General features: G+C 76.9%; 1 protein-coding gene. It reads right to left on the minus strand.

What is annotated here, in order from left to right; all coding sequences use genetic code 11:
- Positions 1-24: 24 nt before the first annotated feature.
- Positions 25-14,274 (minus strand): type I polyketide synthase, encoded by a 14,250-nt coding sequence (locus TNCT1_RS04735; protein WP_143628552.1) that lies wholly within the window; start codon positions 14,272-14,274, stop codon positions 25-27.
- Positions 14,275-14,348 lie beyond the last annotated feature (74 nt).

The following is a 14,348-nucleotide window of genomic DNA, read 5'->3' on the forward strand; positions in this document are numbered from 1 at the left end:
TCGCGTTGTGCTCGGTCTTGTCGCTCACTGCTGCTCCCAGGAGCGGAACGCCCGAAGGTGCTCGGGCGTGACGACGACGTCCAGCCGTGCGTCGTCGGGGTCGCCGCCGCCGAGTGCGGCGAGCAGCCGGCGGGCGGGTGCGTTGCGCGGGGTGCGCTCCGCGGTGAGCCGGACCTTGGCGCAGCCCAGCTCGCCGGCCCGGTCGGCGAGCCAGGCGAGCAGCCGTTCCTCGACCCCGCGGCCGAGGGCGCGGCAGCTCATCGGCCAGCCGAGGACGTCGAGCAGGTCGCCGTCGACGGCGACCGCGAGCAGCGCGATCTGGCCGTAGTCGCCGAACCGGTCGCGGGCCGCCGCCGTCCACACCTCGCCCCGTTCGCGCCACCGGGTGAGGTCCCCGCCGTCGGCGGAGCGGGCGCGCAGGGTGAACTGGTTGGTGCGGCGCACCAGTTGTTCGCCGCGTTCGACGTCGGCCGCGGTGAGTTCGCGGATGTCGACCTCCAGCTCCAGCCGGTCCAGGAACTCCTCGAACCCGGCGCCCGCCCGTACGGCGTCCCTGGCGCGTTCGGCCTCGTAGAACCCGGACCTGAGCGTGTCCTCCGCCGTCGCCGCGGCCGGGACGAGGGGCCACAACCGGTCGAGGAACGCGTCGAGTTCACCGGCCGGCGGGCAGGTCACCGACAGCACCTGCGGGAGCGCCGAGCGCATCCTGGCGATCTCGGCCGGGTTGTCGTCGAGGAACAGGAAGCTGTCCAGACCGAGGCTCAGGGTGCGGGCCGCGTCGGCGAGGCGGGCGGGCTTGGGCTCCCAGGCGGCCGAGATCACGCTGAAGTGCTCGGCCTTGAGCGGGCTCTCGGGCCGGTCCAGGACCGCGCGGACGGTGGCCTCGTCGTTGTTGCTGACCAGGGCCAGCAGCGCGCCCGCCGCCCGCCACCGCAGCAGCCTGCGGGCGAGCGCCGCGCGGGGGCCGGTGAGGTCCACCGCGTCCGGGCCGGCCTCGCCCGCCACGCCGCCCCACAGGGTCTCGTCGCCGTCCACGGCGATCACCTTGGGCGCGGGCCGCAGGGCGACCCGGACCACCTCCGCGAGGCGCAGGGCGACCGCGGCCTGGAAGTCGGGGGTGAAGGGCAGGTGGGCGAGGCGTTCGGTGCGCTCGTCGAAGCGCCGCTCGACGGCGTGGTGGCGGGTCCACTCGTCGGGGCCGAGCACCGCGATCCCCGGCGACCCGGCCAGGTCGGCGACGACGCCGCGCTCCCATTCCAGGAGCCGGTCGGCGCCGCGGGCGCTGGGCAGGATGCCGACGACGAGGGGCCGGCGGGTGCGCTCGGCGAGGGACTTCAGGGCGGCCGGGTAGGCGTGGCGCAGTTCGGCGAGGAGGGTGTCGTCCACCGGGCCGAAGCGTTCCAGGTCGGCGGCGCGCAGCAGGACGACGCCCACCGAGGTGGCCGGGTCGGCGAGGACGCCCGACGGGTCCTGCAGGGCGGCCAGCACCTGGTGGTACGGCGCCTCGGCGGCACTCGCCCGCTCGTCCTCCAGGGCCGCCTCGCACATCAGGGGCAGATGGCCGAGCGCGAAGGTGGCGGCCAGGGCGAGACGGGGTCCGGCGGGCGGCTCGCACTCGCGCCCGCGCACCGGCTCGGTCCCGCTCTCGCGCGACGGGTCGGGCCAACTCCCGTGCTGCGGCTCGGTCCCCTTCTCACGCTGCGGTTCAGGCAGAGTCCCGTGCTGCGGCTCGGGCCGCCGCTCGCGGACCGGGCCGGTGGCGTCCTCGGTGGTCCGGGTGAGCAGGCGGAGGAAGTCCTCGCCCAGCCGGGCCGCCGTGTCCGCGTCCAGGATGTCGAGGTTGTGGTCGAGGCGTACGGTGCCCGCGTCCGGGGTCATGGTGACCATCAGATCCAGGTCGGTGTGCCCGACACCGGCGGGCAGCACCTCCAGGTGCTTCAACTCGCCCGAGAAGCGCACGTAGTTGAAGTAGACCTCGACGAGCGGCGCGTTGGCCCGGTGCAGGCCCTGCCGGGCGAGGGTGGCGAGCGTGTCGGAGAACATGGCGCCCTTCGCCAGGAGTTGCCGGAGCCTGCGGTCGGTGCGCAGCAGCACGTCCGCGATCCGCTCCCCCGCCTCCGCCTGCGCGGGGAACGGCACGGGGACGCCGAAGAAGCCCACCGCGCCGAAGGCGTCGGCGTGGATGCGGGTGTCCACCGGCACCGCGAGCACGAACCGCTCCCGCTCCCGCAGCCGGGCCAGCAGCACGGTGAGGGTGCCGAGGCAGTAGGCGGCGGGGGTGACGCCCAGGCCGCCGGAGGCGTCCGCGACGCTCCGCATGAGCCCGTCGGGGATGCTGACGGTGACACTGCCGGACCGGTAGGAGCGGGTGTCCGGGCGCGGACGCGCGAGGGTCAGGTCGAGCCGTTCGGCGCCCCGGAAGGCGGCGCGCCACTCGTCGCCGGGGCCCTCCCCGCCGCCCTGCTGGGCCTCGATCAGCAGGTCCACGTCGCGGTTGGTGACGGTGCCGTCCAGCGGGCCGCCGGACAGCTCGGCGTCGATCTCCGCGGCCACCAGCAGCAAGGACTGCAGATCGCTGACCGCGTGGTGGGCGCCGAACAGCAGGACCTGGCCGCGCGGGCCGCCGTCGGCGAGCTCGAAGCGCCACAGCGGCGGAGCCGCGAGGTCGAACCGGGGCTCCAGCAGCAGCCGCAGCCGCTCGGCCGCGTCGATGTCCGTGCCCTCGGTCCAGCGCAGCGGCGGCGCGGGCAGTTCCCGGTCCACGCGGAGCTGCCGTCCGCCCTCGGCGCCGGTCACGACGGCCGTGCGCAGGGCGGCGTGCCGGGCGACGAGGCGGTCCAGGATGCCGGTGAGGTGCTCCCGGGTGACCGGGGTGGTGAGCCGGACTGCGAGGCCGACACCGTGGGCCGCGTGCGGCATGCCGGGCTGGGCGCTGCGCAGGAGGCGTACGACGTCCCGGGTGGCGGGCCGCAGTTCGGTCTCCGGCACCGGCCGCGCGGCGGCGCCCTGTTGCGCACCGGCCGGTGCGGTGCGCTCGGGCAGTCCTTCGCCGAGGGCGCGGGCGAGGCCGCGGATGTCGGCCGCGGAGAACACGTCGGCGGCGGGGAGTTCGACGCCCAGCTCGCGGGCGAAGGCGTTGCGCAGCCGGACCAGCATCAGCGAGTCGAGGCCGAGTTCCTTCAGGGCGGTGGTGGCGAACACGTCCACCGCGCCGCCGGAGACCTCGCCGACCCGGGCCCTGACGTAGGTCTCGAGCCACTCGGCGCGCTCCTCCCCGGTGGCGGCCGCGAACACCCGCCGTACGAGGTCGTCGCCGTCCGCGCCGGTGGCCGGGACGGTCACCAGGTCGGCGAGCAGGGGCCGGCCGCGGGTGGCGTCCGGGTCGAGCGCGAGCAGTTCCATGTCGAGTGCCATCGGGGCGAGTTGGCGGCGGCCGGTGTCCAGCACCCGGTCGAACAGTTCGCCGCCGTCCTGCGGGGAGAAGGCGATGAGGCCCGAGCGGCCGGTCTCGGCGGCCCGGGTGCCGGACCCGGCGACCATGCCGACCCCGCTCCAGGCTCCCCAGTCCAGGCTGAGCGCCCGCCGGCCGCTGCGGGAGAGGTGGTGCGCCCAGGCGTCCAGGAAGGCGTTGGCCGCCGAGTACGGGCTCTGTCCCGCCGAGCCGAGCAGCCCAGCGGCGGAGGCGAACAGCACCAGGCTGCCGGCCTCGGGGACGAGTTCGGTGAGCAGGGCGGTGCCGAGCACCTTGGGCGCGAGGACGCGCAGGACGCGTTCCTCGGTGAGGTTGGCCAGGGTGGCGTCGTCGAGGACACCGGCCGTGTGCACCACGGTGGTGATCGGGCCGGCCGCACGGCGTACGGCGTCCAGGGCGGCGGTGAGCCCGTCGCGGTCGGCGACGTCGGCGCGTGCCAGGTGGACAGCGGCCCCGCGCTGTTCGAGGCCGGCGATCCAGGCGCGGGCGGCCGCGTCCGGGGTGCCGCGGCCGAGCAGGGCGATCCGCCGGACGCCCCGGCCGACCAGGCGTTCGGCGACGACCCGGCCGAGCCCGCCGAGGCCACCGGTGACCAGGTGGACGCCGTCGGCCTGTCCGCGGTGGCCGCCGTCGTCGGGCCGGGTGCGGGCCAGCCGCGGCACGAGCCGGCCGGTGTCGCGCAGGGCGACCAGGCGTTCGTCGTCCGCGTGCCACAGCTGCGTCCACAGCCGGTCGGCGCCGCCTTCGGCGGGCAGGTCGACCAGGGTGATGGCGAGTTCCGGGTGCTCCTGGGCCACGGCGAGGGCGAACCCCCAGGCGAGGGCCTGCTCCGGGTGGGTCACGGCGGTGCTGTCACCGGCAGTGCTGTCACCGGCGGCCTGGCTGCCGCGTACGACGACGAACAGGCGCGGGGTGCCGCCCCGCGGGCGGTCGCGGCCGGTGACGGCCCGGACCAGGTGCAGTGTGGTCAGGCAGCACAGCCGGGCCGCTTCCTCGGCGTCGCGGCCGTCCGTGACCGGCGGGGCGTCGAGCGCGGAGAGCTGGACGATCCGCTCGGGCGGAACGCCCCCGAAGGCCTCGTCCAGGAGCCGGGCGAGCTGCGCGGGGTCGGCCGGGTCGAGGACGTGGCGGCCGGGGGCCTCGACGGCGTACTCGGCGCCGCGGCGGGCGACGACGCAGGGCGCCCGGCCGTCCAGCCGGGAGGCGAGTTCGTCGGCCGTTCCGCCGTCGTCGGCGAGGATCAGCCAGCCGCCCTCGCCGGGCGGTTCCTGCGCCTCCGGGCGGGGCTGCCACCGGGTCTCGAAGAGGGCGCCGTCCAGCGGCGACAGCGCGGCGAGCCGGAACTCGTCGACGGCCAGGACGAGTCGGCCGTCCTCGTCCCACAGGCGCAGGTCAAGGGTGGCCGTGTCGCCGTCGACCGAGCGCAGGTCGCAGCTCACCCAGGCGGGCGCGGTTCGCGTACCGCTGTGGTGCACGAGGCCGGCGCCGGCGGGGACGAAGGCCCGGCCGGCGGGCGCCGCGGCGGGCAGGGCCGCGCTGTGGAAGGCGGCGTCCAGGGTGGCCGGGTGCAGCAGGTGTCCTGCGGCGGGCCGGGTGGCGAGGCGGGCGAGGGCTGCCGTGCCGCCGTCCCGGCGGCCGTCCTCCAGGCCGCGGAAGGCGGGCCCGTACTCGATGCCCAGGGCGGCGAGGCCCGCGTAGAGGGCGCTCACGTCGACCCGCTCCGTGCACCGGTCGCGCAGCGCGGCCAGTCCGGGACCGTCGGCCGGCGCGGTTTCCGGGGCGAGGGCGACGCGGCCGGTGACGTGCCGCTGCCACTGCCGCCGGCCGGCCGGGGCGGAGGAGACCGTGAAGTCGCGGTGGCCGTCCTCGGCCGGGCGCAGCGCGAGTTGCAGCCGTACGGGCCGGCCGGCGTCCAGCCGCAGCGGCTGGACGAAGCGGACGTCGGTCAGCCGCACGCCGTCGTCCTCGGCCGCGAGGCCGGTCGCGGCCTCCAGCGCCATGTCCAGGAGGGCGGCGCCCGGCAGCCACACCTCGCCGGTGATGCGGTGGTCGGTGAGGTAGGCGAAGCGGCCGTCGTTCAGGTCGATCTCGGTCTGGAAGAGGTCCCGGCCCGGCTCGTCGCTGGCCTGGACGTGGGCGCCGAGCAGCGGCGAGCCGCCCGAGGCGGCGTCCGACCGGATGGGGGCGAGCCAGTGGCGTTCCCGGGCGAAGGCGTAGGTCGGCAGGTCGGCGCGGCGGCCGCGCGGGTGCAGCGCGGTCCAGTCGGGTTCGTACCCGGCCGTGTACAACTCCCCGAGCCTGCCGAGGAGTACGTCGTCCCCGTCGCGGCCGCGGCGCAGCGAGCCGATGCCGGACGCGCCGGCGCCGGCCTCGGCCGCGACCGACTCGATGGCCGCGGTGAGCGAGGGGTGCGGGCTGAGTTCGACGAAGTGGCGGTAGCCGTCGTCCAGCATCCGCCTGATCGTGTCCGCGAAGCGGACCGGCCGGCTCAGGTTGTCGTACCAGTAGGCGGCGTCCAGGCGGTCGCCGGGGACCGGTCCGGCCAGCACCGACGAGTAGAAGGGGGTGGGCGCGAGGGCGCCGCGGACGCCGGCGAAGCGGTCGAGGAGTTCCGCGCGCAGGGGTTCCATGAGCGGGGTGTGGGAGGCGAACGGCGTGCTCAGCACCCGGGTGGCGACGCCTCGTCCGGCGAGTTCCCCGCGCAGCGCGGTGAGCGCCTGCGACTCGCCGGAGACGGCGGTGGCGGCGGGGCCGTTGACCGCCGCGACGAACAGCTTCCCGGCGTGCGGCCGCAGCAGGTCCTCGACGTCGGCGGGCGGCAGTTCCACGGCGAGCATGCCGCCGCGGCCGACGAGCGGCACGACCGCCTGGGCCCGGCCGGTCACCGCGGTCACGGCCTCCTCCAGGGTGAGGGCGCCCGCGACGTAGGCGGCGGCGATCTCCCCGAGGCTGTGGCCGACCACGGCGTCCGGGGTGACGCCGAGTTCGCGCCAGGCGGCGGCGAGGGCCGCGTTCACGGCGAACAGGACCGGCTGCAGGTACTCGGTGCGGTCGAGCGGGGAGAACTCCTCCGGTGCGCGCAGCACGTTGAGCACCGACCAGCCGGCCTGCCGTTCGACGGCGGCGTCGATCCGGGTCAGCTCGGTCCGGAAGGCCTCCGACCGGGACATCAGCCCCAGGCCCATGCCCGTCCACTGGCCGCCGTGTCCGGCGAAGACGAAGGCGACCTTGCCGGACTGGTCCTCGCGCGGCGCGGGCACCGGCTTGCGGCCGCTGCCCAGTGCCTTCAGCGAGGAGAGCAGTTCCTCCCGGCCGTCCGCGACGACCGCCGCGCGCCACTCGAAGTGGCTGCGGTGCCGGGCCAGGGTGTGGGCGACGTCCGGCAGGGCGGTGCCGGCGGCGACGTACCGGGCGAGCCGGGCGGCCTGTCCGCGCAGCCCGGCCTCGCTGCGCCCGGAGAGCACGAACAGCCGCCTGCCGTCCGGGGCTTCCGGTTCCCCGGCGGGCGGTGCCGGTGCCTCCTCCACGATGACGTGGGCGTTGGTGCCGCTGATCCCGAAGGCGCTGACGCCGGCCCGCCGCACCCGCTCCCCCGTCTCCGGCCAGGCCACCGGCTCCTGGAGCAGCCGCAGCCCGCTGTCCTCCCACTCCACGTGCCGGCTGGGCGTGCCGGCGTGCAGGGTGGGCGGCAGGGTCCGGTGCCGCAGTGCCTGCACCACCTTGATGAGTCCGGCGACGCCCGAGGCGGCCTGGACGTGACCGATGTTGGACTTCAGCGATCCCAGGTACAGCGGGCGGCCGCCGGGCCGGGACCCGGCGAAGACCTCGGCGAGCGCGTTCGCCTCGATCGGGTCGCCGAGGCCGGTGCCGGTGCCGTGGGCCTCGACGTAGTCGATGTCGGCGGGGCCGAGTCCGGACTGCTCCAGCGCGCGGCGGACGACCTGGACCTGGGCCGGTCCGTTGGGCGCGGACAGGCCCTGGCTGCGGCCGTCCTGGCCGACCGCCGTGCCGCGCAGCACCGCCAGCACCTCGTCGCCGTCCCGGCGCGCGTCGCCGAGCCGCTTGAGGACGAGCATGCCCGCGCCCTCGGCCCAGATGGCGCCGTCGGCGTCGTCGGAGAAGGCGCGGCAGCGCCCGGTCGGGGAGAGCCCGCGCAGCCGGCTGAACTCCACGAAGGTCTGCGGGGTCACCATCAGGGTCACCCCGCCGGCCAGCGCCAGGTCGCACTCGCCCGCGCGCAGCGCCTGGGCGGCGAGGTGGGTGGCGACCAGTGACGAGGAGCAGGCCGTGTCCACGGTGAGCGCCGGGCCGTGCAGGCCGAGCGCGTACGCCAGGCGGCCGGAGGCGACGCTGAGCGCCGAACCGGTGCCCACGTAGCCGTCGAGCTGGTCGAGGCGGGAGCCGGCCAGGTAGTCGCTGCCGAACATGCCGACGTAGACGCCGGTGGTGCTGCCCGCGAGCCGGGCGGGCACGATGCCGGCCCGCTCCAGCGCCTCCCAGGCCGTCTCCAGCAGCAGCCGCTGCTGGGGGTCCATGGCGGCGGCCTCCTTCGGGGTGATGCCGAAGAAGCCGGCGTCGAAGGACTCGATGTCGTCCAGGAAGCCGCCCTCGCGGGCGTAGGACTTGCCGGGGGCGTCCGGGTCGGGGTCGTACAGCGCGTCGACGTCCCAGCGTCCCGCCGGGAACGGCCCGACCGCGTCCCGGCCTTCGGCGACCAACCGCCACAGGCCCTCCGGGTCGGTCACCGAGCCGGGGAGCCGGCAGGCCATGGACACGATCGCGACGGGTTCGCCGGTGGCCGGTTCGGTCCGGTGCGTCCGCTCCGGTGCCGGTGCCGGCTTCGGGGCGGCGTCGCCGAGCGCGTGGGCCAGCAGGTACTCGGCCAGCCGGTCGGCGGTGGGGTGGTCGAAGAGCAGGGTGGCGGGCAGCCGGACGCCCAGCCGGGCGGCGAGGCGGTTGCGCAGTTCGACGGCGGTGACGGAGTCCATGCCGAGGTCGCGCAGCGGCCGGCCGGGGTGCACGGACTCGGCGGAGCGCAGTCCGAGGGCGCGGGCCGCCTCCTCACGGACCAGGGCCAGCACGCGTTCGGCGCGCTCGGGTGCGGGCAGCCCGGCCAGCCGGCCGGCCAGGGCGTGGCCCGCCGCGGCGCCGGTGCGGGGCGCGGGCAGCAGCGAGCGCCACAGGGCGGTGCCCGCGGCGTCCGTCGTGCGCAGGCGGGGCAGGTCCAGGGCCCAGGCGATCAGGTGCGGGGTGTCGCCGCGCAGGGCCAGTGCCACCAGGTCGCGGCCCTGCTCCGGGGTGAGGGCGCGGTGTCCAAGGCGGGCCATGCGGTCCAGGTCGGCGTGGGCGGCGGCGAGGCCCTCGCCGGCCCAGGCGCCGAAGGAGAGGGAGAGGCCGGGCAGGCCCGAGGCCCGCCGGTGGTGGGCGAGCTGGTCGAGGAAGACGTTGGCGGCCGCGTAGTTGCCCTGGCCCGGGTTGCCCACGACACCGGCGGCCGAGGACACCAGCAGGAACAGGTCGAGACGGGCGCCGGCGGTGAGCCGGTGCAGATGGGCGGCGCCGTCGGCCTTGGGGCGCAGCACCCGCTCCAGCCGCTCGGGGGTCAGCTCGTCGATCACGCCGTCGTCGAGGACGCCGGCGCAGTGGACGACACCGCGCAGCGGGAACTCCTCGCCCACCGCGTCGAGCACGCCGGCGATCGCCGCCGGGTCGGTGACGTCGCAGGCGACGACCTCGGCCCGCGCGCCGAGCGCGGTCAGCGCCGCGACGGCCTCCTCGGCGCGCGGGTCCCCGGCGCCGGCGCGTGCCGTCAGCAGCAGCCTCGGCACCCCGCGTTCGGCGAGGAGCCGGGCGATGTGGCCGCCGACGGCGCCCAGACCGCCGGTGACGAGGACGGTTCCGTCGGTGGGCACCGCGGCAATCCGGTCCCGGGCGGGTTCCCGCGTGCCCTCGTCCGGCCGCCGCCCGGGGCCCGCCGGGCGCGCCCGTACCAGCCGGGGCGTCAGCAACTCGCCGTCCCGCCAGGCGAGTTCGGGCTCGTCGGCGAGTCCGGCGGCGGCCCTGAGCGCGGGTGCGGGGTCGGCTGCGTCGTCGAGGCCGAGGTCGAGCAGGGTCAGTCCCAGGTCCGGGTGTTCGGCGCGCGCGCTGCGCACCAGGCCCCACAGCACCGACTGGGCGTACCCGGGCACCTGGTCGCCGTCGGCGGCGGCGATCGCGCCGCGGGTCACCCACATGGTCCGCGCGGGCGCCTCGCCCTCCGGGAGCGCGATGAGCCGCCGCAGTTCCGCGAGGGCACGGGCGGCCGTCTCGTGTGCGACGGCGGCCGGTTCGGCGTCCGGCGCGGGGCGCGGCCAGAAGCGTACGGCGAGGGGGGCGCGCCCCTCGGCGCCGGGCAGGGCGTGCCGGGCGGCCTCGGCCAGCGGGTCGGCGGGGTCGCCGGCCACGGCCCAGGTGAGGCCCGGCGGCTCGGCGGACCGCTCGCCGGCGGCCGTCCACGCCACCTCGTACAGGTGCCGCGCGCTCTCCGAGCCGGCGTCGAGGTCGGCGGGGTCGGCGGCGCGCAGGCGTACGGCCTCCAGGCGTCCGGCGGGGAGGCCGTCGGCGTCCCACAGGGTGACGTCCAGGGTGACGTCGGTGCCGGTGCCGCCGGTGCGCCGCACCCGCGCGGTCAGGTCGCCGGCGGCGCCGGCCGGCAGGGTGCAGCGGCCCACGGCGACCGGGAGCAGGGCTCGCCGTCCGGCCGGGCCGAGCGCGGCCGTCACCTGGAGGGCGGCGTCCAGCAGGGCGGGGTGCACGGGGTAGGGGTCGGCGGCGTCGCGGGCGTCGGCCGGCAGCGACAGACGGGCCAGGAGTTCCCCGTCGCCGGTGACGACCGCCGACCGTACGCCCTGGAAGGCGGGCCCGTAGCCGAGGCCGAGCCCGGCCAGCCGGTCGTAGGCCCCCTCGGTCCAGGCCTCTTCGGCGGTCTCCGGCCACGTGGGCGGCCGCTCCGGGGTGAGCGGGGCAGAGGGGGCGGCGGAGGCGGTGGCGTGCGGGGTCCAGCCGGGGGCGTCCTGGCCGCGTGGGCGGCTGTGCACGGTGATCTCGGGCGCCTCTCCGCCGGTGACGACCTCGACGGAGACCTCGACCGTGCCGGTGCCGGGCAGGACGAGCGGGCCGACCAGCAGCAGGTCGGTGATGTCGGCGGGCTCGTCCGGGCGGGCCACGGCGAGCGCGGCACGGCACAGCTCCAGCAGGGTGGTGCCGGAGACCACGGTACGGCCGAAGACGGTGTGGTCGGGCAGCCAGTCGGCGGTGGCCGGGGACCACTCGCCGCGGAAGGTCCAGCGGGTCTCGTCGGCGGACTGGAGCTGTACCCCGAGCAACGGGTGCGCGGCGCGGTCGAACAGACCGGGGCCGCCCGCGCCGGACTCCGGCTCGGTCCAGTGGCGCGGCAGGTCCCAGGCGTAGGTGGGCAGGTCGGCGGCGGCGCCGTCGGGGACCAGGCGGCGCCAGTCGATCCGGCGTCCGTGGACGTGGAGTTCGGCGGCGGCCCGGTCCATGCAGGCGGGGCCGTCCTCGTCACGGCGCAGCGAGCCGACGGCGGCCGGTTCCAGGCCGGTGTCCTCGCCGAGGGTGCGCAGCGCGGTGAGCAGGGCGGGGTGGGGGCTGAGTTCGACGAAGTGGCGGTAGCCGTCGGCGAGCATGCGTTCGACGGCGGGTGCGAAGCGGACCGTCTCGCGCAGGTTGGTGTACCAGTAGCCGGCCTCCAGTTCGCCGGTGACCGGTTCGGCGGTGACCGTGGAGTACCAGGCGATGTCCGTCGGGCAGGTGACGACGCCGTCGAGTTCGTCGAGGATCCGCGCGCGCACGGGCTCGACCCGGTCGCTGTGCGAGGCGTAGTCGACGTCGAGGCGGCGGACGAACACCTGGCGTGACTCGAGTCCGGTGAGCAGGGCCTCGAGCGGTTCCACGGCGCCGGCGACCACGGTCGCCCGGCCGCTGTTGACGGCGGCGACCGAGGCCCCGTCGCCGAGCAGGGGCTCCACCTCGGTGTGGGGCAGCGCGACGACGGCCATGCCGCCGGTGCCGGCCAGGCCGGTCAGGGCCTGGCTGCGCAGGGCGACCACGGCGGCCGCGTCGTTGAGGCTCAGGGCGCCGGCGACGCAGGCCGCGGCGACCTCGCCCTGGCTGTGCCCGATCACGGCGTCCGGGAGCACGCCCCGGGCCCGCCACACGGCGGCCAGCGACACCATCACGGCGAACAGGGCGGGCTGCACGACGTCCACGCGCTCCAGCGGCGGGGCGCCCGCCTCGCCCCGCAGCACGGCCGTCACCGACCAGTCGGTGAAGGGGCGCAGGGCGGCGTCGCAGCGGTCGAGTTCGTCGGCGAACACGGGGTCCCGGTCCAGCAGGTCGCGGGCCATCCCGCTCCACTGGCTGCCCTGTCCGGGGAAGACGAAGGCCAGCTTGCCGCCGGGGGCGGCCTGCCCGGGTCCTATGACGCGGTCGGGGTCGGGCCGCCCGCCGGCGAGGGCGCGCAGGCCGTCGAGGAGTCCGGCGCGGTCGGGCGCGTGGAGCACGGCGCGGTGCTCGAAGTGGGTGCGGTGGTGGGCGAGGGTCGCGGCGACCGCGGACAAGGACAGCCCGGGCCGCCCTTCGAGGGCCTCCAGCAGCCGCGCGGCCTGTCCCCGAAGCGCGGACGGGGTCCGGGCGGAGAGGGGGAAGAGGGCGGGCGCGGGGGGCTCGGCGGGGGTGGCGGAACCGGGCGGATCAGCCGGGGCGGGGGCGGCGGAACCGGCTGGATCGGGGGTGGCGGAACCGAGCGGATCAGCCGAAGCAGAACCGGCTGGATCGACCGGGGCCGGGGTGGCGTGTTCGGGCGAGGCGGGGGCGACTGAACCGGCCGCATCCACCGCGGCGGAACCGGCACGATCGGCCAGGGCGGAGTCCGCCGGATCAGCCGAGGCGGAGGCGGCCTGTTCGGCCGAGGCGGAACCGGCCGGATCGACAGCGGCGGAACCGAGCGGATCAGCCGAAGCAGAACCGGCTGCATCTGCCGAGGCGGGGGCGGCATGTTCGGCCGGGACGGGGGCGTCGGAACCGGCCGCAGCCACCGCGGCGGAACCGGCACGATCGGCCAGGGCGGATCCCGCCGGATCGGGCGAGGCGGGGTCGGCGGACCCGGCCGGATCGGTCGGGGTGTGCGGCGCCTCCTCGATGATCACGTGCGCGTTGGTGCCGCTGATCCCGAAGGCGCTGACGCCCGCCCGGCGTACCCGGTCCGGGTCGCGCGGCCAGGCGAGCCCCTCCGCCGGGACCCGCAGTCCGGTGCCGGACCAGTCGATGTGGTCGGTGGGCCGCTCGGCGTGCAGGGACGCCGGTATGTGCTCGTGCCCCAGCGCGAGGACGGTCTTTATGACGCCGCCGATGCCCGCGGCCGCCTGGGTGTGGCCCATGTTGGACTTCAGCGAGCCGATGCCCAGCGGCCGTCCGGCCGGGCGGTCCGGGCCGAACACGTTGGCCAGCGCCCTGAGTTCGATGGGGTCGCCGAGCCGGGTGCCGGTGCCGTGGGCCTCCACGTAGTCCAGGTCGTGCGGGCCGAGTCCGGCGGCGTGCAGGGCCGCTCGCAACACCCGTTCCTGCGCGGGGCCGTTGGGAGCGGACAGGCCCTGGCTGCGGCCGTCCTGGTTGATCGCCGAGCCCTTGACCACGGCCAGGATCCGGTCGCCGTCCCGGCGTGCGTCGGCGAGCCGCTTGAGCAGCACGAGTCCGCAGCCCTCGGCCCACACCACGCCGTCCGCGTCGGCGGAGAAGGGGCTGCACCGCCCGGACGGTGACAGCCCGCGCAGCCGGCTGAACTCGACGTGCCCGCGCGGGGTGACCAGCAGGGTGGCGCCGCCGGCGAGAGCGAGGTCGCACTCCCGGCTCGCCAGGGCGCGCGCCGCCAGGTGCAGGGCGACCAGCGAGGAGGAGCAGGCGGTGTCCACGGTCACCGCGGGCCCCTGCAGGCCGAGGGAGTAGGCGATGCGCCCGGAGGCCACGCTGGCCGCCGAGCCGGTGCCGACGTGTCCGTCGAGCTGGCCCAGCGAGGCGCCGGCGAGGTAGCCGCTGTCGTACAGCCCGAGGTAGACGCCGGTGAGGCTGCCGTTCAGCGACTCCGGCACGATGCCGGCGCGTTCGAACGTCTCCCAGGCGGTCTGCAGGAGCAGCCGCTGCTGGGGGTCCATGGCGGCGGCCTCGCGCGGGGAGATGCCGAAGAAGGCCGCGTCGAAGCGGTCGATGCCGCCGTCGAGGAAGCCGCCGCGCAGGGTGTAGGCCTTGCCGGCGGCCTCCGGGTCGGGATCGTGCAGGCCGCTGGTGTCCCAGCGGCCTGGCGGGACCTCGCCGACGGCGTCCCGGCCGGCGTCCAGCAGCCGCCACAGGGCCTCGGGGTCGTCGGCGCCGCCGGGGAAGCGGCAGGCCATGGCGACGATGGCCACGTCGTCGCCGGAGCCGGTGCGGCCGGGGCCCGGGACGGCGTCCGGGGCCGGAAGGTGTGCCCGAGACGGCGCGAAGACGGCCGCCGCCACGGCGTCGATCGTGGGGTGGTCGAAGACGAGGGACGGTTCAAGGGGCCGCCCGGTCAGCGCGCCGAGTTCGGCGGCCAGGGTGACCAGATGCCGGGATCCCAGGCCGAGTTCGGCGAGCGGCCGGTGCGGGTCGAGGTGGGCCGGGTCGGTCCCGGCGGCCTCGGCGACGGCCGACACCAGCCAGGCCCGGACGCCCTCGGAGGTCGTCAGGGACGGCTCGGGGGTGTGCTTCGGGGACTCGTTCGCAGGCATCTGGGCAGGTGTCCTCGTGAACTCGGGCTCAGGCTGGGCTCCGTACCGGCGCCGGGTGCGCGGTACGGCGAAGG

The organism is Streptomyces sp. 1-11 (assembly GCF_007176755.1).
In the GTDB taxonomy this organism is placed as follows: Bacteria; Actinomycetota; Actinomycetes; order Streptomycetales; family Streptomycetaceae; genus Streptomyces.

Coding starts and splice junctions, on each gene's coding strand:
- TNCT1_RS04735 (WP_143628552.1), bottom strand. CDS start 14,274: ATGCCTGCGAACGAGTCCCCGAAGCACACCCCCGAGCCGTCCCTGACG.